Here is a 19,624-nt window from a genome sequence, read left to right on the forward strand (position 1 = left end):
TCCGGCCCCCTGTCTTCGGACGGGGGGCCTCGAACTTTTTTTTCAGGCGGCAGACATGCGTAGAAGCACGAGAGAGAAATGCATCCACGGCACCTTCTTCACGGTCGCCCTGGTGTCCATTCTCATCCTGGCCCTGATCTGCATCTTCCTGTTCATGGAAGGGGCTCCCATCGTCAAGGCCACCTCGATCACCGACTTCCTCTTCGGCAGCGAGTGGTACCCGACCTTCGACCCGCCGTCCTTCGGCATCCTGCCGCTCATCGTGGCCTCCATCCTGGTCACGGCGCTCTCCTCGCTCATCGCCATCCCGCTCGGCGTGATGACCGCCGTGTACCTGGCCGAGATCGCGCGGCCGGGCGTGCGCGCCTTCTTCAAGCCGGTCATCGAGCTTCTGGCCGCGCTGCCCTCGGTGGTCATCGGCTTCTTCGGCATGGTCGTGGTCGCGCCCTTCCTGCAGAACTACCTGGACGTCTGGGTCGGCTACAACCTCTTCAACGCCTCGCTCATGCTGGCCTTCATGTCCGTGCCCACCATCTGCTCCATCTCCGAGGACGCCATCTACAGCGTGCCGCGCGAGCTCAAGGAGGCCTCCCTGGCGCTCGGCTCCACGCACTGGCAGACCATCTACCGCGTGATCCTGCCCGCCAGCATCACCGGCATCAGCACGGGCACCATCCTCGGCATGTCCCGCGCCATCGGCGAGACCATGGTCGTGCTCATGGTCGCGGGCGGCGCGGCGGCCATCCCGACCTCCATCTTCGACCCGGTGCGCCCCATGCCCGCCTCCATCGCCGCGGAGATGGGCGAGACGCCCTACGGATCGGACCATTACCATGCCCTGTTCGCCATCGGCATCGTGCTCTTCGTCATGACCCTGCTCTTCAACGTGGTGGCCGACTACATCGCCGAGAAGAACAAGCAGATCGGGTCCGCCACCCTCTAAGGAGAGATTGCCGTGAGCCAGGAAGCAGCAGATTTCACCGCCGTTCCCAAGGCAGCCCCCCTGCGTCCGCCGCGCACGCCCTTCGGGCGCTCCGGCGGAGGCCGCCGCAGCGTGGAGCGGATCTTCTTCACCCTGTTCCGCACCGCCGCGGGCATCAACGGCCTGGCCCTGGCCATCATCTGCTCCTTCCTCCTGGTGCGGGGCCTGCCCGCCATCAACTGGACCTTCCTCACCCAGGCGCCGTACGACTCCATGACCAAGGGCGGCATCCTGCCCTGCATCGTGGGCACGGCCGTCCTGAGCCTCGGCTCGCTGCTGGTGGCCTTCCCCCTGGGCGTGGGCACGGCCATCTACCTGAACGAGTACGCCCGCGCGCCCAGGCTCGTGCGCATCATCCGCCTGGGCATCAACAACCTCGCGGGCGTGCCCTCGGTGGTCTTCGGCCTCTTCGGCCTGGCCTTCTTCGTCATCACCCTGGGGCTCGGCGTCTCCATCCTGGCGGGCTGCCTGACGCTCGGCTTCCTGACCCTGCCGGTGATCATCGGCACGGCCGAGGAGGCCCTGCGCTCCGTGCCGCAGACCTACCGCGAGGCCTCCCTGGGGCTTGGCGCCACCAAGTTCCAGACCATCGTGCGCGTGGTTCTGCCCGCGGCCCTGCCCGGCATGCTCACCGGCTGCATCCTGGGCATCAGCCGCGCGGCGGGCGAGACCGCGGCCATCATGTTCACCGCCGCGGTCTTCTACACCCCGGAGATGCCCAAGAGCATCCTCTCCCCGGTCATGGCCCTGCCGTACCACATCTACGTCCTGGCCACGGCGGGCACGAACATCGACAAGACCCGGCCGCTGCAGTATGGCACCGCGCTCGTGCTCATCGGGCTGGTCTTCGGCATGAACCTCTTCGCCGTCTGGCTGCGCGCCCGCCTGCAGAAGCGGCGCTAGACCGCGGCGCAATCCCGGTCCGATCCCGTCCGACACCCCGGCCGGGCCGCGCCTCGCGCGGCCCGGCTTTTTTTTCGCGCCGAAGGGTGTATTCTTGTCCAGGATGTGATACGGGTGGGGGGTATAAAGCCGGAACTGGTCCGGCACGTCAGCCAAGGAGGCGCATCATGGCGGAGAATGAGACCGCAAAGGCGGCCGGGGCCAAGGAGCGTGCTGCGTTCATCTGCACCCACGACACCCTGGACGGAGCCTATCCCTCGCTGGTGCTCGGCATCAACGCGGCCCGGCTCGGCATGGAGAGCAAGATCTTCTACAGCTTCATGGGGCTCAACATGGTCCTGGACGGCGGGGCCGAGCGGGCCAAGTTCATCCCGCCGGGCGTCATGGGCGCCATCCCGGGCATGTCCACCATCGCCACGGGCATGATGAAGAAGAAGATCGAGAAGGCCAACATCCCGAACCTGGCCGAGCTGCAGGAGATGGCCATGCTCGAGGGCGTGGAGCTCATCGCCTGCAAGATGACCGTGGACATGATGGAGATCGACGAGAGCAAGCTGATCCCCGGGGTCATCGTCTGGAACGCGGAGGATTTCCTGCGTTACGCCAAGGACTGCAAGATCTGCCTGTTCACCTGATCCCGCCCCGCCGCGGCCGCTCCGCCCGCCGACCGGCGGGGCGGCCGCCCCCATCCCGCATGTGCCGTCCCCGCCGCCCGGGTATCCGCTTTTTGCGGACAACGATGTCCTGCGACTTCGCGTGATTGACCCAAAAGTCTTTCTCTGCCCAAGAAGGCTGTCGTCACGCGTTCGTAACATGTCCATCGCCGTTTCATAACCTCCTGTCCGTACATGCTGGGCCTGTCGCCATGAAGGGCGACGGCGCACCGGCATCTCCCCCTGCCGGTCGGCTTCCGCTTCGCGTCAACGCACGCCACAACAAGGACGTTCGCCATGAGCCTCAAGACAAAGCTGATAGCCTTCTGCCTGTGCATCGGCCTGCTGCCGCTGGCCGCCATGGGCGTGTATTCCGTGGACCTGGCCGGGAGGAGCCTCGAGGGGCAGGCCAGGCTGCAGCTCGTGGCCGCGCGCGACGCCCGGCGCACCGCGCTCGGGGAGCTCGCCGGGGTCTGGGAGCGGGAGGCGCGCATCTTCGGGGCCAACAAGGGCGTCTACAACGCCCTGAGCTTTCTGCGCGACATGGCCTACGGCGCCGACGTCGCGAAGACCTTCGACACCACGAGCGACGACTACAGGTCCACGGCGGACAACGTCCGGGCCGAGTTCATCCCCTTCGTCAAGGTGCTCGGCTACGACGACGCCATGCTCGTGGACAACTACGGCTGGGTGCTCCTCTCGGTGAAGGAGGGGGGCGAGCTCGGCCACAACGTCGAGGGGCCGCTGCTCAAGGACAGCAACCTCGAGCGGGCCTGGAAGGCCGCGGAGAAGGGCAAGGTGACCTTCGTGGACTTCGCGTCCTACGCGCCGCTTGGGGGAGCGCCCGCCGCCTTCATCGCCGCGCCCATCTACAACCACACCCACGACTCGGTCGAGGGCGTGGCCGTGCTCCGCGTGCCGCACGAGAAGATGAACGACCTCATGCGCCAGACCGCGGGCATGGGCGAGTCGGGCGAGACGCTGCTCATCGGCCCGGACCACCTCATGCGCTCGGACTCCACGCTCGAACCCGCGCGCTTCTCGGTCGCGGGCTCCTTTGCCCATCCGGACGAGAGCCGCATCGACAACGAGGCGGTCGCGGCGGCCCTCGGCGGCAAGAGCGGCGACGCCATCTTCGTCAACCACCTGGGCCAGAAGGTGCTCTGCGCCTACACCCCGGTGGACTTCAACGGCGTGACCTACGCCCTGCTGGCCGAGGTCAAGACGGCCGAGGCCTTCGCCGCCGTGGGCAGCCTGCGCCTGGCGGCCCTCCTTCTCGGCCTGGGCACGGCGCTCGTGGTCATCCTCGTCTCCTGGATGGTGGTCAAGCGCGGCCTGGCCGAGCCGCTGGCCGCCGTGAGCGGCTACCTGCAGGAGGTCACGGGCGGGAACTTCTCCGCCGTGCTCAAGGGCGACTTCAAGGCCGAAATGGCCGACCTGGCCCGCCACATCCGGGCCATGGTCGCGGAACTCAAGCACAAGCTCGGCTTCTCGGACGGCATCCTGCGCAACATGACCATCCCCTGCTTCGTCACCGACCTCGACAACCGCCTGGTCTTCGTCAACGCCCCGCTCCTCGACCTGCTCGAGTGCGAGGGCGGTCCCGAGGCGTACCTCGGCAAGGAGGCCGCCGCCATCCTCTCGGGCACGGGGCTTTCAAGCGACCTCATCGAGAACTGCCTGGACAGCGGGAAGAACGTCTGCAACCTGGAAGCGGACATCAAGGGCCGCAAGGGAACGGCGCGGCACGTGCGCGCCGACGCCGCGCCCCTGCACGACCTGGACGGCAACCCCACGGGCGCCTTCGCCCTGGTCACCGACCTCACGGACATCAAGAGCCAGGAGGCGCGCATCCGGGAGCAGAACGCGCTCTTCGCCCGCGTGGCCCAGGAGGCGGAGTCCATCTCGCAATACGTCTTCCGCGACTCGCGCCAGATAACGGACCGGGTCGGCCTGGTCACGGACGGCGCCAAGCGCCAGACCGAGCGCATCCACGAGACCTCCGTGGCCATGGAGGAGATGAACGCCAACCTCTCGGCCGTGGCCCAGAGCGCTGCCGAGGCCGCGCGAAGCGCCGAGGATTCGCGCGAGATGGCGCTCTCCGGCTACACGATCATGGACGGCTCGCGCGAGGCCATGGACCGCGTGCGCGAGATCTCCGCGCGGCTCGAGACCGACATGCGCTCCCTGGACGACCGCGCCCGGGGCATCGGCTCGATCATCGAGGTCATCTCGGACATCGCGGACCAGACCAACCTGCTGGCGCTGAACGCGGCCATCGAGGCGGCGCGCGCGGGCGACGCGGGGCGGGGCTTTGCCGTGGTCGCGGACGAGGTGAGAAAGCTCGCCGAGAAGACCATGACCGCCACGCGCCAGGTCTCGCAGTCCGTGCAGGACATCCAGAAGGCGGCCCACACGAACCTGGAGAACACGAGCCTCGCCGCGCGGGCCGTGGAGGAGGCCACGAGCCTCGTCAAATCCTCGGGCGAGACCCTGGACCGCATCGTGGGGCTGGCCGAGAGCACGGCGGGCCGCGTGGGCGAGATCGCGCGCGCGGCCGAGGAGCAGTCCGCGGCCCACGAGCAGATCCACCGCAGCATGGAAGAGGTGCGCCGCATCGCGGACGACACCAACTCCGGGATGCACGACTCCAGGCAGTCCCTGGACCACCTGGCCGTGCAGGCCGAGGAGCTGCAGCGCCTCATCGTGACCATCACCGAGTAGCGTGGGCGGTGGTCTGGGCGGTCGTGCGGACAGTCGCGCGGACGGCGGGCGGGTGGATTTTCCGGACGCGTTCCCGCCGCCGCGCGCGCCCGGCACGGCCCCGGCGGTTGCCAGCCGAGGCCCGGCGATGTATGGCAAGCACGCAATGACCCGACGCTACGATGCGCTTTCCCTGTTTTCAGGCGGTCTCGATTCCCTCCTGGCCCACAAGTTGATCGAGCGCCAGGGCCTGCGGGTCCTGGGGCTGCACTTCGTCACCCCCTTCTTCGGCAAACCGGAAAAGCTGGCGCACTGGCGCGAGATCTACGGCGTGGACGTCACGGCCGTGGAGGTGGGCGACGAGTATCTGCGCATGCTCCTGGCCGGGCCCGTGCACGGCCTGGGCTCGAACCTCAATCCCTGCATGGACTGCAAGGTGCTCATGCTGCGCCGGGCGCGCGCCATGCTGGCCGAGCACGGCGCGAAGTTCGTCATCTCCGGCGAGGTCGTGGGGCAGCGGCCCATGTCGCAGCGCCGCGACGCGCTGAACGCCATCCGCCGCGACGCGGGCGTGAAGGATCTGCTGCTCAGGCCCCTCTCGGCCCTGGTGCTGGAGCCCACGCCCATGGAGGAGTCGGGCCTCGTGGACCGCGCGCGGCTCCTGAACGCCGCGGGCCGAGGACGCGCCAAGCAGCTCGCCCTGGCGCGGGAGTTCGGCATCACCGAGATCCCCACGCCCGGGGGCGGCTGCCGCCTGACCGAGCGCGAGCCGTGCAGCCGCTACGCGCCCATCCTGCGCCACATGTCCGCGCCCACTGCCGCGGACATGCTCCTGGCCAACACGGGCAGGCAGTTCTGGTCGCGCGGGGCAGGGAACGGGGAGAAGGGCGCGCGCTGGCTGGTCATCGGCCGCCACCAGGAGGACAACGAGATCCTTGCCGGGCTCGTGCGGCCCGGCGACCTCACCCTGGACCTGGACGCCTTTCCGAGCCCCCTGGCCGTGGCCAGGCCGGTGGACGGCCGCCCCTGGGACGAGGAGACGGTCCGCGACGCGGCCGCCTTCCTGGCCTCCTATTCGCCCAAGGCCGTGCGCGCCGGGGGCGAGGTGGACGTGCAGGTGCGGCTCGTCGGGGAGGCGGAGGGCGAAGGGGAGGGCGCCGTGCGCCTCGTCTCCGTCTTGCCCTCGCGGACCACGCCCGCGGGCTGGAGCGAGCCCTGCCGGGAAGACGTGGAGCAGTGGAAGAAGGAGCAGCGGGAGCGGGCCTGAGCGTCCGCGCGCCCGCGCTCGAGCGGCATATTTCATGGTCCGGAAGGTCCTCCGCCGCGCGGCGGGGCGGTCCTCCCGGACCCGAAGGCCGGGGCCCTCGCGGCCAGGCCTTCAGGACAGTGAAACATTTTACTTCCGTTTCCCGTGCCGGCCGCCTTCCCGCCCTTCGGCGGACGGAGCGGCCGGGAGACCCGAGAAGCGCCGGAAACGCCCCGGAAGCGGCGGCCGAACGAGGCCACGCACTGGCGCGGCGACCGGAAGTCGGGTATGGGAAAGACGGAACACTCTAAGTGGAGAAAATTCATGACCGATCACGACGAGGTGGCTCATGTCGATGAGCCCGAGGATTCGTTGCCCGAGATCAGCTTCGAGGAGATGCCCGAGAAGCTGCGCGAGGCCTGCGGCCGCATAGGCTGGACCGGCCTCATGCCGGTGCAGGCCAAGTCCATGCCCTACCTCCTGGCCGGACGCGACCTCATGGTCCAGTCCCGCACCGGATCGGGCAAGACCGGCGCCTTCGTCCTGCCCATCCTGGAGAAGGTGGACGCCGACGCCCCCGGCTGCCAGGCCCTGATCCTGCTGCCCACGCGCGAGCTGGCCCGCCAGGTGGCGCGCGAAGCCGAGATCCTGGCCGGAGAGAACGGCCCCAAGGTGGTGGCAGTGTACGGCGGCGTGGGCTACGGCGGGCAGACCCAGTCCCTGCGCGACGGCGCGCAGATCGTGGTGGGCACGCCCGGCCGCGTGCTGGACCACCTGCTGAAGCGCAACTTCACCCTCGACGCCCTGCGCATGCTGGTCTTCGACGAGGCCGACCGGATGCTCTCCATCGGCTTCTACCCCGACATGAAGGCCGTGCAGCGCTACCTGCCCAAGCGGCCGGTGAACGTGCTGATGTTCTCGGCCACCTTCCCGGCACAGGTCCTGCGCCTGTCCGCCGAGTTCATGCGCGAGCCGCAGATGCTCTCGCTGTCCTCGCACAGCGTGCACGTGGCCGAGGTCACGCACGCCAGCTACGAGGTCCCGCGCATGCAGAAGGACCGGGCGCTCATCCGCATCATCGAGGTGCTGAACCCGGCCTCGTGCTTCATCTTCTGCAACACCAAGCACCAGGTCCACTACCTCTCCCAGGTGCTCCAGAACTTCGGCTACAACGCGGACGAGCTTTCCGCGGACCTGAGCCAGTCGCAGCGCGAGCGCATCCTGGAGCAGGTGCGGCGCGGGGAGGTCAAGTTCCTGGTGGCCACGGACGTGGCCGCGCGCGGCATCGACATCCCCGACCTCTCGCACGTCATCCAGTACGAGCCGCCCGAGGACCAGGAGTCGTACATCCACCGCGCGGGCCGCACCGGCCGCGCCGGGGCCGTGGGCGAGGCCGTGACGTTCGTGGACACCATGGAGGCCGTGCAGCTCGACCGCATCGCCAAGCTCTACAAGATCGAGTTCGAGAAGCGCCCCGTGCCCACGGACGAGGACGTGGCCGCCGTGGTCGCCGAGCGCACCACGGCCATCCTCGAGGCCAGGCTTAGGGCCATGAAGCCCATGGCCCTCGAGCGCATGCGCCGCGCCATGCCGCTGGCCGCCTCCCTGGCCGGGGACGAGGAGCAGCTGGCGCTCATCGCCATGCTCCTGGACGAGATCTACCAGCAGAGCCTGCACGCGCCCGCGCCCGCGCCGCAGGGCGTCCGGCCCGAGGCCGCGCCCGCCCGCGACCGCGACGACCGCGACGATCGCGGCGGCCGCTCGCGCGACCGGCGCGACCGGAACGACCGCAATGACCGGGGTGACCGGGGTGACCGGAACGACCGCGGCGGCAGGAACGAGCGTGGCGGCAGGAACGAGCGCGGGGAAGACCGCCCGCGCGACGACCGTCCCCGCGACGATCGCCCCCGCGAAGAGCGGCAGGACAAGGCCGCCCAGCCCGCCCGCACGGGCCAGGAGGAGCGCGCCGCAGGCCCTGACGCCGCCACCGAGGCGGGCGCCGCGCCCAAGAAGCGCCGCCGTCGCCGCCGCCGCAAGAAGTCTTCGAACGGCGAGGCCGGAATGAACGGCGCGCCGCAGGCCGCCCAGAACGGAGCGTCCGCCGCTTCGCAGGCGCCGACCGGTGCTGCCGGAGAGGCCCCTGCCGCCGAGCCCGCCCAGACGTCCGCCCAGATGTCGGGCGGGATGTCCGGCGAGGTGGCCTCGGACATGTTCGATTTCGCGATCTCCTTCGAGCCCGCGGCCGAGCCCGCGTCCGAGCCTGCGCCTGCCGAGGCCGCGCCCGCCGAGGAGGCAGCCGCGGCCAAGCCCAAGCGCAGCCGCTCGCGTTCCAGGGGCAAGAAGGCTCCGGCCGCGGCCCAGGCCGCGGCTTCGGCCGAGGCTGCCGAAACCCCGGCCGAGGCAGCGCCTTCGGACGAGGACGAAAAGGCCGCGCCCGCGAAGAAGCCCGCCGCCAAGTCCACGGCCAAGAAGACGACGGCCAGGACGGGGACCCGCAAGACGGCCGCCAGGACGGCCGCCGCCAAGACGGAGGCTCCCGAGGCTGATGCGCCGATGGAGGCCGCCCCGAAGACGGCCGCCCCGAAGACGGCCCCCGCCTCGCGCGGCTCCAGGTCCAGGGCCCCGGCCAAGGGGCCGGACGCCTCGGCGGGCAAGCCCGCGCCGTGGCTCGGCCGCGCCTTCGGCGGCGACATCGACGACGACGAGGACCTGGGCGACGAATAGCCCGGGCATCTCCCGGGACGTGTCCCGGGGATGGAGGGCGGCATTGGACCACTACACCGGCATCGCCCCGCTTTACGAGCCCCTGCTCGGGGGCATTCTCGGGCCGCTGCGCCGCGCCGTGACCACGGCCGCGGCGCAGGCGGCCCGGGACGCCGGTGTGGCGCCCGAACGCCTGCGCATGCTCGACTGCTGCTGCGGCACGGGCGGGCAGCTGCGCCTCCTGGCGAAAAGCTTCTCAGCCTTCGGGCTGGACCGTTCCCCGCCCATGCTCGCCAGGGCCCTGGACCTGGCCGGGCCGCGCCTGGTGCGCGCCGACGCCGCGCAGATCCCCTTTGCCGCCGACACCTTCGACGCCGCGAGCGTCTCCCTGGCCCTGCACGAGATGGGGCGCCCCCTGGCCCTGGCCGCGCTGGGCGAGCTCTCGCGCGTGGTGCGGCCGGGCGGCTCCCTGCTGCTCGTGGACTGGGCCTCGCCGCTTCCCTGGTACACCGTGCCCGGCGGCCACATGGCCGAGCGCACGGCGGGCCGCGAGCACTACCGGAACTTCCGCGCCTACCAGGCCGCCGGAGGCCTGCCGGACCTCTGCCGCGCGGCCGGGCTGGCCATGCGCGAGACCGGCCGCTTCTGTCTCGGCGCCCTGGTCCTGGCCCGCTGTCGTCTGGAAGGCTGACTTTTTTGTAGGTCTTTTCCTCTGTTCTACAAAAATGAATTGCCGACAGGGCAAAAGACGTCATTTTTGTAGATAAATCCTCCCCGCTGTTCAGCCGTTCAAGATAAAATCAAGTAATTAAGGAACATTGTCGTTCCGTGCGCGGCTTGGCACGCTCCATGCTTTCCTCAAGGCAACGGCCAGCCAGACGCGGCCGAAGGAGACGACCATGAACGCAGCCCTGCACCTGTACGAGGACCCGCATCTCGAGGAACGCTACGAGGCCATCGACGCCCTGCCCGTGCATCCCGCCCTGGTGATGCTCTCGGACGACGCCAAGGCCTCGGTGGGCGAGGCCTTCCGGGAGGTGGCCTTCACGCTCTGCTGCGATCCCTCGGAGCTGACCCGGGGAGCGCACGGCGAGATGCTCTGGCATCCGGCCGAGGACTGCCTCTCCCTCCGCCTCTCGGTCCCGGAGCTGGAAGCCGAGATGTACGTGGAGATTCCTTCCGGCCACTGGAGCTTCCGCACCGGCTCGCACGCGGAGCACTAGGCCGCACCAGAACCTGTCGCCAAACGCCATCGCCATAGCCTCCGACAAGGGGAGGCGCGCCGGGACGGGACGGTCCCGTCCCGGCCGCCTCGAGGTGGGTTTCCCGAGGAGGCGCATATGCGAAAAGGCCGCGCCGGAAATTTCCGGCGCGGCCTTTTCGCATGTCATCTCAAACTGTTCGTTTTTCTCTAGAAAAAGTGTATCATTTTTCGAGGCAGATTCGGCGACCGCATGCTCAGTCCTTGTATTCGGTCATCTCAGCCACGAAATGGCCGACCACGACCTTGGAGCGGACGAGCACGGGCAGGCGGCGGCTGTCCGCCGTGACCCATATCTGCAGCGCCGCCTCCGGGCTCTTGCGGAACACGCCGCCCAGGTCGCGGATGTCCGGCTCCACCAGGTAGCAGTCGTACTCCCCGGCGGGCACCTTGACCTTCTCGCGCCTGACCACCGTGGCCTCGCCCAGGACGAACTTCTTGCCGTCGGTCACGGCCTGGCGGATGACCATGCCGGGGTGGAACTCCTCGGGCCAGGCCCTGAAGGCGAAGAGCACGGAGAGCGGGTCCATGGTCCCGGGGAAGATGTGCACCGTGTTCTTGTGCTTGCCGGTCTCGTTGCTCCACAGCTCGGCCGTGCCCTTGTCCGCGTAGAGCCTGAGCTCGTAGTCGCGGACGTAGGAGCCCTCGTGCTGCTTCGTGAGGTAGAGGAGCGAGCCCTGCATGTCCATGTCCGTCCAGGACTCGTTCACGTCTCGCACCTTGTAGAAGACGTCGGCGAAGTCGTTGGTCCGCGCGGTCATGCGGAAGCCGCGCGCGGGCTTGCCGTTCACCGTGCCCGTGGGCAGGACCTCGATGGTCGCGCTGCCCACGTCGAAGGGCCCCCAGCGGACGTTGTAGTCGAAGCGCTCGCCCGGCTTGAACCAGTTGGCACGCTCGGCATCCAGGCCGCGCGAGGCGGAGGGCACGTAGACCTGGGCCGCGGGCGCGGCCGTGGCCACGAGAGGGGCGTCGGGAGGCAGGGGCCTGCCCGCGTCCGCCGCTCCCGGAAGGAGGAGCAGGAGCGCCGCCAGGGCGCACAGGAACAGGGGCAGGGAAGGGCGGGAGGAGAAAAGGCCTCTGCGCATATGCATGCGGACACGTTAGTCACCCCTGGCGCGCCGTCAATGACAAAATGGGACAAAACCCGCGGCCGGGACAGGTCCGGGGCGGGGGCTCCCCGCCTCCCCGCGTTGCACATTTCCCCTGAACGCTGTAAGGCCAAGGCACTTCGCAACGAACCCGAGGACAGAAAGAGCATGAGCACCGTCTATCTCGTGGGCGCGGGGCCCGGCGACCCCGGGCTGCTCACTTTGCGCGGCAGGGAACTGATCGAACAGGCCGACGTGCTGATCTACGACTACCTGGCCAACAAGGAGTTCCTCTCCTTCGCCCGGCCGGACTGCGAAATCATCTACGTGGGCAAGAAGGGCGGGGACCACACCCTGCCCCAGGACGACATCAACACCCTGCTCGTGGACAAGGCCCTGGAAGAGGAGGGCCGCATGATCGTGCGCCTCAAGGGCGGCGATCCCTACGTCTTCGGCCGCGGCGCCGAGGAGGCCGAGGAGCTGGTCGAGGCGGGCATCGCCTTCGAGGTCGTGCCCGGCGTGACCTCGGCCGTTGCCGCCCCGGCCTATGCGGGCATCCCGGTGACGCACCGCCGCTTCGCCTCCTCCGTGTCCTTCATCACCGGCCACGAGGACCCCACCAAGGAAGGCTCGGCCATCAACTGGGGCGCGCTCGCCGCCTCGGGCTCCACGCTCGTCTTCTTCATGGGCGTCAAGAACCTGCCGACCATCGCCGCCAAGCTCATGGAGCACGGCATGCGCCCGGACATGCCCTGCGCCCTGGTGCACTGGGGCACCACCTGCCGCCAGCGCTCCTTCGTCTCCACCCTGGACAGCGTGGCCGAGGAGGCCGTGGCGCTCGGCTTCAAGGCGCCGTCGCTGATCATCGTGGGCGAGGTCTGCTCGCTCAAGGAGACGCTCGACTGGCACGAGCTGAAGCCGCTGCTCGGCCTCGGCGTGGTCGTCACCCGCTCGCGAGAGCAGGCCTCGGAGCTGACATCGAAGCTCCGCGAGCTCGGCGCCTGCTGCCACGAATTTCCCACCATCGAGATCAGCCCTCTGCCGGACGACGCGCCGGTGCGCGAGGCAATCGCCAAGCTGCCCGGGTACGACTGGCTGGTCTTCACCTCGGTCAACGGGGTGGAGGGCTTCTGGGACGTGCTCGACGACATGGGGCTGGACGCCCGCGCCATCGGCCGCGCCAAGGTCGCGGCCATCGGCCCGGCCACCGCCACGGCGCTGTGCTCCCGCGGCGTGCGCCCGGACCTCGTGCCCGGCCAGTACGTGGCCGAGAGCGTGGTCGAGGCCATGCTGCGCGAGGGGATGAACGGCAAGAAGGTGCTCATCCCCCGCGCCATGGTCGCGCGCGAGGTCCTGCCCGACGAGCTCGCCAAGGCCGGGGCCGAGGTCACGGTCCTGCCGGTCTACGAGACGAAGCTCGCGGACGAGGACCCCTCCGACCTCCTCGCCGCGCTCGAGAAGGGCGAGATCCACTTCGTGACCTTCACGAGCTCCTCCACGGTGCAGAACTTCTTCACCCGCATCACGCCCGAGGTCTTCGCCCCGTACCGCGAGCAGGTGAAGCTCGTGTGCATCGGCCCGGTCACGGCCAAGACCCTCGAGAAGCTCGGCTTCACGCCCGACGTGGTGGCCGGGGAATACACCATCCCCGGCCTCGTGGAGGCCCTGGTGGCCTCGATCACCTAGGGACGGAGGACGACTCCATGTCCCTCGCGCTCGCCGTCCTCGTCTCCGGTTCCGGCTCCAACCTGCAGTCGATCATCGACAAGGTGGAGGCCGGGGCCCTGGACGCGGACATCCGCGTGGTCCTGTCCAACAAGCCGGACGCCTACGGCCTGACCCGGGCCCGCACCCACGGCATCCCGGCCGTCTGCCTGGACCACAAGCGGTTCGACGGCCGCGAGGCCTTCGACGCGGAGATGGTCCGCGTCATCCGGGAGCACGGCGCGGACGCGGTGGCCATGGCAGGCTTCATGCGCATGGTCACCCCGGTCTTTTTGGGCGCCTTCCCGGGCCGCGTGGTGAACATCCATCCCGCGCTCCTGCCGTCGTTCCCCGGCGTGCACGGCCAGGCCGACGCGGCCGCCTACGGCGTGCGCTTCTCCGGCTGCACCGTGCACTTCGTGGACGAGAAGATGGACCACGGGCCGGTGATCATCCAGGCCGTGGTCCCGGCCTATCCCGAGGACGACGGCGACACCCTCGGCGCCCGCATCCTGGCCATGGAGCACCGCATCTACCCCCAGGCCCTGCAGTGGCTGGCCGAAGGCCGCCTGCGCCACGCCGGCCGCAAGGTGGTCGTCGAGGGATGCGGCCCCTGCGTTGCCCTTACCGGCGCAGGTATGGTAAACCCTCCCCTGGAGCCAGGATTCTAGCGCGACCCGCGGGCTTCGCGGTGGAGCACCGCGCACGGGAACCCCGCTCCAGGGAGGTTTCCATGGCCGAGCCGACCAGTTCCCAGCCCTTGGGCCCCGAACCGTTCCGCTTCGTCCTCACGGACGAGGAAAAATCCTATCTCAAGGCCCTGGTCCGCCAGAGCATCAAGGACGGGTTCGCCGGAGGCGGCAGGCCCGGCAAGCCGCCCACCGAAAAGCTCACCTCGGAGCTCGGGGCCTTCGTGACGCTCAAGGAGAACGGCGGGCTGCGCGGCTGCATCGGCCACATCATCGGCGACAAGCCGGTCTACGAGACCGTCTACGAGATGGCGCAGCAGGCCGCGTTCCGCGATCCCCGCTTCCCCCCCGTGCAGCCCGGCGAGTTCGATTCCCTGGAGATCGAGGTCTCCATCCTCTCGCCCATCACGCCCTGCCCGGACCTGAGGCAAATCGCCCCGGGCCGCCACGGACTGCTCGTGCTCAGGCCCCCGCGCTCCGGGCTCCTCCTGCCGCAGGTGGCCTCGGAATACGGCTGGGACTGCGAGACCTTCCTCGCCCAGACCTGCCTCAAGGCGGGCCTGCCCCCGGACGCCTGGAAGGAGCCCGGCACGGACGTCTACTGGTTCGAGGCCGAGGTCTTCTAGACCGGCGGGCTTCCGCCGCACCCCGTGCCCTTTCCGGCCGTCGCACGGCGGTCGGAGTCAACTTCTTGCCTATTCTCCCCCGGGCGTTTACAGATCGATCGACAGCAACGCCCTTTCGGCGCAGGAAACGACCGCTGCGCCCAAGGCGCCTGCCGCGCCCGCAGCGCGAAAGGCGAAACCCCTTCCGCGCGCATGGAACGAAGCAGACTCAGACCGTTCTCCACGATCAAGAGCCGAATCCGGGCCTATTCGATCCTCCTCGTCGTCCTGCCGCTGCTCATCTCCTCCCTGGTCTTCCTCTTCTACCTGCGCAGCTTCCTGATCACGGAAAAGCAGCACGAGATGGCGGCCAACCTCGCGGTCCAGGCCGAGTACTTCGACAAATGGATGCGCGAGCGGCAGGCGGACGTGGTCTTCCTGGCCGGGCTGCCCGAGGTGCGGGACGGGGACCTTCGCGCCATCCAGGAGACCTTCAGCGATTATGTGGCGGCCCAGAAAGAGGGCTTCGGCGTGGTCTACGCCGGACCCAACGGCCGGACCGTGGTGGACACCAGCGCGCCTTCCGGCGTGGACCTCTCGGACAGGGCCTATTTCGCCGCCGCCCGCAGGGGCCTTCCCTACATCAGCGAGGTGCTCGTGGGACGCACCTCGGGCAAGGCCGTCATGATCTTCTCGGCCCCGGTGGTGGGCTCCCACGGGAATTTCCGCGGTGTGGTCTTCACCCCCGTGCGCATGGATGCGCTGAGCGGGATGCTCGAGCGCGTGCGCCTGGGCAGCCAGGGCCGCACCTTCCTGATCACCGAGGACGGCAGGCTTCTGAGCAGACTCGAACGAAGGGGACTCGAGAAATCCGAGTCCGGCCAGCTCCTGACGAGCCTGCGTACGCCTGCGCTGATCGCTGCGGCCCAGGGCGTGCAGCCCTCGGAGCCTTACGCGGACGCCATGGGCAAGCGTCTCGTCGGCGCCTGGGCCCGCCTTTCGCTCAAGCCCTGGCTGCTGGTGGCCGAGATCCCGGAAGGCGAGGTCGTGGGCGGCGCGCTCTCCGCCCTCGCCCTGACCCTGGGCGGCGCGTTCCTGACCATCCTCCTGATCACGCCGCTGCTCATCCGGCTGGCCAACTCCATTTCGCAGCCCGTGAGCCGCCTGGCGGAATTCTCCGAATCCATGCAGCGGGGCGACTACGACGCGACCTGCCAGCTGGACGCGACCAGCAACGCGCCCGTGGAGGTGCAGCGGCTCTACGGCTCCTTCTGCTCCCTGGGCGACACCGTGCGCTCGACCATCCGCACCCTCGAGGAGACCACGATCACGGACCAGCTGACAGGGGTGCACAACCGACGTTTCCTGATGCGCGAGGGCGAGCGCCTGATGGCCCTGGCCGTGCGCGGCGCACAGCCCCTGTGCGGCCTGATGCTCGACATCGACCACTTCAAGCGGATCAACGACCGGTACGGCCACCAGCCGGGCGACGCGGTGCTCGCGGCCGTGGCCCAGGCCGTCGCGTCCACGGTGCGCGCCTCGGACGTGCTGGCGCGCATCGGCGGGGAGGAGTTCTTCGTGCTGACGCCGGGAGCGGACGAGGCGCAGGCCGCCGGGCTCGCCGAGCGCATCCGCCAAGCCGTCGCGGCCCGGGTCGTGCGCGTGCGGGACGCCCAGATCCGCTGCACCGTGAGCATCGGGGTGGCCGAACTCGGCGGGGACATACCCTCCGGCCCCTCGACCATGGACGACCTCCTGGCCCGCGCCGACAAGGCGCTCTACGCGGCCAAGAGCGGCGGACGGAACCGCGTGGTGCCGCACTCCCTGCTCGCCGCGCGGGAGGCCGCGCCCGGGCGGCAGACTACGTAGCAGGCGCGACCGGCGCGCGGCGCAGGGCCGCCACGATCTCGCCGAGCACGCCGTCGGCCTGCGCGTTGCCCACCTGGCAGGTGCCCACCTGCCTGTGCCCGCCGCCGCCGAAGCGCAGCATCAGCCCGCCCACGTCCGTTCCGCAGGTGCGCCTGAGAATGGAATGGCCCACGCTGATGACCGTGTTCCGCCGCTGCCTGCCCCACATCACCTGCACGGACACGTCGCACTGCGGGAAGAGGGCGTAGGCCGCGAAGCGGTTGCCCGGATGGATGGGCTCCTGGGGCCTCAGGTCGATGAGCAGGACGTTGTCCAGAACCTCGGACCGCTGCCGGATCATCTCCTCGAACTCCCCCTCCATGGCCCGGTAGCGCTCCACGCGCTCGCGCACGTCCGGCAGGGCCAGGATCTCCTCGATGGACAGGGTGCGGCAGTGCTCGATGAGCGCCTGCATGAGCTGGTAGTTGGAGATGGCGAATTCCTTGTGGTAGCCGAGCCCGGTGCGCGGATCCATGATGAAGCCGAGCATGATCCAGCCTTCCGGGCGCATGATCTCCTCGGCGGAAAGCTCGCCCGCATCCACCTTGTCCACGTTGCGCAGCATCCCGTCGAAACGGTCGCCGAAGCGCGCCGCGCCGCCGAAGTACTCCCAGACCACCCGGGCGCAGCTCTTGGCCTCCCTGCTCGCGCCGCGAAAGGACAGCCCCTCGGGCAGACGCTCGGCCTCGCTCGAATGGTGGTCGAACCAGTAGCCGCAGCCGGGGATGTAGGGCAGGTTGGCCACCACGTCGTTCGGATCGCCCGCCACCAGGCCGTCCTGCACGTCCTTGGGATGGACGTAGAGCCAATTATCCGTCAGCCCGATCTCCCTGAGGAGCACGCCGCAGGCAAGCCCGTCGAAGTCCGCCCTGGTGACCAGACGCATGGCGCGCCCCCCTTCTCGTGCGGGACGCGGCGGAAACACCATGTCCACCGCCCGCGGCCCTTGCCGCCTGTCTATCCCAGCCGCACGGCCGCGGCAACCCGGGCCGGAAAATTGCCGCCAGCGCGGGCAGGGGAACGGAAAAGAGACGCGACCCGTTCAAAAAGACGACGCCGAAGCGGCAGCATCGCCGCCCCGGTGAGGAGGGCGCGCGAAAATGGTCAGCAAAAACGGCCCCCGGAATGGCTGGCACGCTCCTTGCCTCTCAGGGCCGAAACATGCCCGAGGTGTCCATGACCAGCTCCCTGTCCTCCCTGTCCCTCCTGTCCTGCGAAGAGCGGGAATTCCTGGCCCGCCACCTGGCGCGCCTGCTCAAGGACTCCGCCGCTCCCGCCGGGGACGCCCTCCCCGCGGCCATGCCGCCCCTGTTCGCGGATTATCTGCGGCTCTATCGGGCCGTGCTCGTCAACTGATCCTCGATCCCTGGACGTCCCTGCGGCCGGAGTTGGGGGTTTTCCCGGCTTTTCCGAAAGTATCCTGAAATCGGTTCCCGCGCGCGAATTTTCCGTGTATGAAAAAATAAACGTCCGCACGGTATCTCCTGCGGGCAGGCCGGTTTCGGGGAAACGAATGATGGAAAAGGACGAGCGTCGCAGCGCCGAGCGCTTCCCCCTCGACGCGAATTTCTGCATCCTCAGGCTCGACGGCGGCAGGACCCTGCTCTGCGAGGTAGGGAACGCCAGCGCCACGGGACTCATGCTGACCATCCTCCACGAGGGCCGGGCCGGAGAGGTCGCCCTCGGCGACACCCTGCAGCTCGTGGAATATCCCCGGAACATGGCGCCCATGATCGCCACCTCCTTCGGCGTGGTCGTCTGGATCAACCGCCAGACCCTGGGCCTGCGCTTCATCGAGGCCGAGGAGCCCCGGGACGTCCCGGAGGGCGCGCCGCTTCCCTGACTCCCCGATGCCTCCTGCCCGCGTCCGCGGCACCGAGCGCTCGGCTCCATCCGGCGGCCGGGGGAAGACAGGAAGCAAAAAAAAACGTACTACCCCGGTGGGGGCCCGTCCCGGCCCCGTAGCGGACCGCGACTTCGGAGGAGACTATGGCTGGGCTCTACGTCGGCGCCACCGCCGGATATTCCGGCAAGAACATGATCGCCCTGGGCATCGGGCTCTGGCTGCAGAAGCAGAACCTCAAGGTCGGGTACCTCAAGCCCGTCGGCGCCATGCCCGTGGAGAAGAACGGCAAGCTCGGCGACGAAGACGCCTTCTTCATGCAGCAGGTCCTCGGCCTGGACCAGGACCCCTCCCTCGTCACCCCCGTCCTGGTCACCCAGGACTTCAAGGTCAAGGCCTTCAGCGGCCAGTGCCACGACCTCATGGCCGACGTCCGCGACTCCTACGAGAAGCTCTCCGCAGGCAAGGACCTCACCCTGGTCGCCGGTTCCGGCAGCATGTACTCCGGCCGCTACTGCAACGTGGACGGCGTGTCCGTGGTCAAGAACCTGGGCATCAAGGCCATCGTCATCGACCGCTTCGAAAAAGAGCTCAAATACGACTACCTGGCCGTGATGCGCGAACAGCTCGGCGACCAGCTCCTGGGCGTGGTGCTCAACGACGTGCCCGCCACCTACATGGACGAGCTGCGCTCCATGCTCATCCCCTTCCTGGAAGGGGCCGGAGTCAAGGTCCTGGGCGTCATCCCCAGGGACCCCCTGCTCGGCGCCATCAAGGTCACCGACCTCGCCGAACGCCTCGGCGGCAAGATCATCTCCGCCCACGGCAAGGCGGATCGCGTGGTCGAGAACTTCCTCATCGGCACCATGCAGGTCGAAAACTTCCTCACCCACTTCAAGAAGCACCGCAACTCCGCCGTCATCGTCGGCGGCGACCGCTCCGACGTGCAGCTCGTGGCCCTGGAAGGCGACTGCCCCTGCCTCATCCTCACGGGCAACCTCTATCCCAACGAGATCATCCTCACCCGCTCCGAAGTCCTCGAGATCCCCATCATCATCGTGCGCGAAGACACCTTCTCCGTGGCCAAGAAGATGGAAACCCTCCTCTCCCGCCACAAGTTCCGCGACGCCGTGAAGATCAAGCAGGGCGCCGAAATCGTCGCCGCAAACGTGGACCTGGCCTACATCAGGCAGCAGCTCGGAGTTTAGGGAAGACCGGAGGAAGACGCCTCCGGCGGGCAGGGAGGGGGCTGCGCGCCCCCTAGATCGGAAGAGCGGGTCAGCAGGAATGCCGAGACCGGGAGCTAATCTCGTATGCCGTCTTCTGCTTGCAAAAA

17 protein-coding genes are annotated in these 19,624 nt (G+C 68.9%); 15 read left to right on the top strand and 2 right to left on the bottom strand.

What is annotated here, in order from left to right:
- Nucleotides 1-55: 55 nt before the first annotated feature.
- The 8 genes from pstC to DSX2_RS04405 all read left to right on the top strand — a co-directional run bounded on the left by pstC (nucleotide 56) and on the right by DSX2_RS04405 (nucleotide 10,413).
- Nucleotides 56-943 carry a phosphate ABC transporter permease subunit PstC gene (gene pstC / locus DSX2_RS04370; protein ID WP_020878940.1) on the top strand — a complete coding sequence of 296 codons (888 nt, stop codon included), beginning with the start codon at nucleotides 56-58 and terminating at the stop codon, nucleotides 941-943.
- Between the two features lie 111 nt (nucleotides 944-1,054).
- Complete coding sequence (gene pstA / locus DSX2_RS04375; RefSeq protein ID WP_152512836.1) at nucleotides 1,055-1,885, top strand: phosphate ABC transporter permease PstA; 831 nt, start codon at nucleotides 1,055-1,057, stop codon at nucleotides 1,883-1,885.
- A 167-nt stretch (nucleotides 1,886-2,052) separates the two neighbouring features.
- Nucleotides 2,053-2,520 (top strand): DsrE/DsrF/DrsH-like family protein, encoded by a 468-nt coding sequence (locus DSX2_RS04380; protein ID WP_020878942.1) that lies wholly within the window; start codon nucleotides 2,053-2,055, stop codon nucleotides 2,518-2,520.
- 315 nt (nucleotides 2,521-2,835) lie between these two features.
- On the top strand, nucleotides 2,836-5,262 hold the full coding sequence (locus tag DSX2_RS04385; RefSeq protein ID WP_020878943.1) for a methyl-accepting chemotaxis protein: 2,427 nt from the start codon (nucleotides 2,836-2,838) through the stop codon (nucleotides 5,260-5,262).
- A 145-nt stretch (nucleotides 5,263-5,407) separates the two neighbouring features.
- Nucleotides 5,408-6,508 carry a tRNA (5-methylaminomethyl-2-thiouridylate)-methyltransferase gene (locus DSX2_RS04390; RefSeq protein ID WP_035040613.1) on the top strand — a complete coding sequence of 367 codons (1,101 nt, stop codon included), beginning with the start codon at nucleotides 5,408-5,410 and terminating at the stop codon, nucleotides 6,506-6,508.
- 303 nt (nucleotides 6,509-6,811) lie between these two features.
- Nucleotides 6,812-9,211: a DEAD/DEAH box helicase gene (locus DSX2_RS04395; RefSeq protein WP_020878945.1), complete on the top strand. Its 2,400-nt coding sequence runs from the start codon at nucleotides 6,812-6,814 to the stop codon at nucleotides 9,209-9,211.
- Nucleotides 9,212-9,254: 43 nt separating this feature from the next.
- Nucleotides 9,255-9,881, top strand: a complete 627-nt coding sequence (locus DSX2_RS04400; RefSeq protein ID WP_020878946.1) for a methyltransferase domain-containing protein — start codon at nucleotides 9,255-9,257, stop codon at nucleotides 9,879-9,881.
- A 208-nt stretch (nucleotides 9,882-10,089) separates the two neighbouring features.
- Entirely contained in the window at nucleotides 10,090-10,413 is a 324-nt protein-coding gene (locus DSX2_RS04405) for a hypothetical protein (RefSeq protein ID WP_020878947.1), read from the top strand.
- A gap of 235 nt (nucleotides 10,414-10,648) precedes the next feature.
- On the opposite strand, the gene DSX2_RS04410 is transcribed toward DSX2_RS04405, so the two are convergent.
- Nucleotides 10,649-11,542 carry a DUF3108 domain-containing protein gene (locus DSX2_RS04410; RefSeq protein WP_236615078.1) on the bottom strand — a complete coding sequence of 298 codons (894 nt, stop codon included), beginning with the start codon at nucleotides 11,540-11,542 and terminating at the stop codon, nucleotides 10,649-10,651.
- A gap of 165 nt (nucleotides 11,543-11,707) precedes the next feature.
- Between DSX2_RS04410 and cobA the strand changes: the two genes are divergently transcribed.
- The 4 genes from cobA to DSX2_RS04430 all read left to right on the top strand — a co-directional run bounded on the left by cobA (nucleotide 11,708) and on the right by DSX2_RS04430 (nucleotide 16,406).
- Entirely contained in the window at nucleotides 11,708-13,225 is a 1,518-nt protein-coding gene (gene cobA, locus DSX2_RS04415) for a uroporphyrinogen-III C-methyltransferase (RefSeq protein ID WP_020878949.1), read from the top strand.
- Nucleotides 13,226-13,242: 17 nt separating this feature from the next.
- Nucleotides 13,243-13,914, top strand: a complete 672-nt coding sequence (gene purN / locus DSX2_RS04420; RefSeq protein WP_020878950.1) for a phosphoribosylglycinamide formyltransferase — start codon at nucleotides 13,243-13,245, stop codon at nucleotides 13,912-13,914.
- Between the two features lie 62 nt (nucleotides 13,915-13,976).
- The gene (gene amrA, locus DSX2_RS04425; RefSeq protein WP_020878951.1) at nucleotides 13,977-14,558 is read left to right on the top strand and encodes an AmmeMemoRadiSam system protein A; all 582 of its coding nucleotides are present in this window, start codon (nucleotides 13,977-13,979) and stop codon (nucleotides 14,556-14,558) included.
- A gap of 192 nt (nucleotides 14,559-14,750) precedes the next feature.
- Nucleotides 14,751-16,406: a sensor domain-containing diguanylate cyclase gene (locus tag DSX2_RS04430; RefSeq protein ID WP_020878952.1), complete on the top strand. Its 1,656-nt coding sequence runs from the start codon at nucleotides 14,751-14,753 to the stop codon at nucleotides 16,404-16,406.
- On the opposite strand, the gene DSX2_RS04435 is transcribed toward DSX2_RS04430, so the two are convergent.
- Nucleotides 16,399-17,331 carry a hypothetical protein gene (locus tag DSX2_RS04435; protein ID WP_020878953.1) on the bottom strand — a complete coding sequence of 311 codons (933 nt, stop codon included), beginning with the start codon at nucleotides 17,329-17,331 and terminating at the stop codon, nucleotides 16,399-16,401. The genes DSX2_RS04430 and DSX2_RS04435 overlap by 8 nt on opposite strands.
- 290 nt (nucleotides 17,332-17,621) lie before the next feature.
- On the opposite strand from DSX2_RS04435, the gene DSX2_RS04440 reads away from it, so the two are divergent.
- The 3 genes from DSX2_RS04440 to DSX2_RS04450 all read left to right on the top strand — a co-directional run bounded on the left by DSX2_RS04440 (nucleotide 17,622) and on the right by DSX2_RS04450 (nucleotide 19,496).
- Nucleotides 17,622-17,801, top strand: a complete 180-nt coding sequence (locus tag DSX2_RS04440) for a hypothetical protein (protein ID WP_020878954.1) — start codon at nucleotides 17,622-17,624, stop codon at nucleotides 17,799-17,801.
- Between the two features lie 160 nt (nucleotides 17,802-17,961).
- A complete protein-coding gene (locus tag DSX2_RS04445) occupies nucleotides 17,962-18,288 on the top strand; it encodes a PilZ domain-containing protein (protein WP_172640006.1) in 327 nt (108 codons plus the stop codon).
- A 146-nt stretch (nucleotides 18,289-18,434) separates the two neighbouring features.
- A complete protein-coding gene (locus DSX2_RS04450) occupies nucleotides 18,435-19,496 on the top strand; it encodes a phosphotransacetylase family protein (protein ID WP_020878956.1) in 1,062 nt (353 codons plus the stop codon).
- Nucleotides 19,497-19,624 lie beyond the last annotated feature (128 nt).

Source organism: Desulfovibrio sp. X2 (assembly GCF_000422205.1).
Taxonomy (GTDB): domain Bacteria; phylum Desulfobacterota; class Desulfovibrionia; order Desulfovibrionales; family Desulfovibrionaceae; genus Alkalidesulfovibrio.

What these genes read in the sequence shown, in the direction of transcription:
- pstC (WP_020878940.1), top strand. Translation starts at nt 56, where the DNA reads ATGCGTAGAAGCACGAGAGAGAAATGCATCCACGGCACCTTCTTCACG.
- DSX2_RS04380 (WP_020878942.1), top strand. Translation starts at nt 2,053, where the DNA reads ATGGCGGAGAATGAGACCGCAAAGGCGGCCGGGGCCAAGGAGCGTGCT.
- DSX2_RS04385 (WP_020878943.1), top strand. Translation starts at nt 2,836, where the DNA reads ATGAGCCTCAAGACAAAGCTGATAGCCTTCTGCCTGTGCATCGGCCTG.
- DSX2_RS04390 (WP_035040613.1), top strand. Translation starts at nt 5,408, where the DNA reads ATGACCCGACGCTACGATGCGCTTTCCCTGTTTTCAGGCGGTCTCGAT.
- DSX2_RS04395 (WP_020878945.1), top strand. Translation starts at nt 6,812, where the DNA reads ATGACCGATCACGACGAGGTGGCTCATGTCGATGAGCCCGAGGATTCG.
- DSX2_RS04405 (WP_020878947.1), top strand. Translation starts at nt 10,090, where the DNA reads ATGAACGCAGCCCTGCACCTGTACGAGGACCCGCATCTCGAGGAACGC.
- DSX2_RS04410 (WP_236615078.1), bottom strand. Translation starts at nt 11,542, where the DNA reads ATGCATATGCGCAGAGGCCTTTTCTCCTCCCGCCCTTCCCTGCCCCTG.
- cobA (WP_020878949.1), top strand. Translation starts at nt 11,708, where the DNA reads ATGAGCACCGTCTATCTCGTGGGCGCGGGGCCCGGCGACCCCGGGCTG.
- purN (WP_020878950.1), top strand. Translation starts at nt 13,243, where the DNA reads ATGTCCCTCGCGCTCGCCGTCCTCGTCTCCGGTTCCGGCTCCAACCTG.
- amrA (WP_020878951.1), top strand. Translation starts at nt 13,977, where the DNA reads ATGGCCGAGCCGACCAGTTCCCAGCCCTTGGGCCCCGAACCGTTCCGC.
- DSX2_RS04430 (WP_020878952.1), top strand. Translation starts at nt 14,751, where the DNA reads ATGGAACGAAGCAGACTCAGACCGTTCTCCACGATCAAGAGCCGAATC.
- DSX2_RS04435 (WP_020878953.1), bottom strand. Translation starts at nt 17,331, where the DNA reads ATGCGTCTGGTCACCAGGGCGGACTTCGACGGGCTTGCCTGCGGCGTG.
- DSX2_RS04440 (WP_020878954.1), top strand. Translation starts at nt 17,622, where the DNA reads ATGACCAGCTCCCTGTCCTCCCTGTCCCTCCTGTCCTGCGAAGAGCGG.
- DSX2_RS04445 (WP_172640006.1), top strand. Translation starts at nt 17,962, where the DNA reads ATGGAAAAGGACGAGCGTCGCAGCGCCGAGCGCTTCCCCCTCGACGCG.
- DSX2_RS04450 (WP_020878956.1), top strand. Translation starts at nt 18,435, where the DNA reads ATGGCTGGGCTCTACGTCGGCGCCACCGCCGGATATTCCGGCAAGAAC.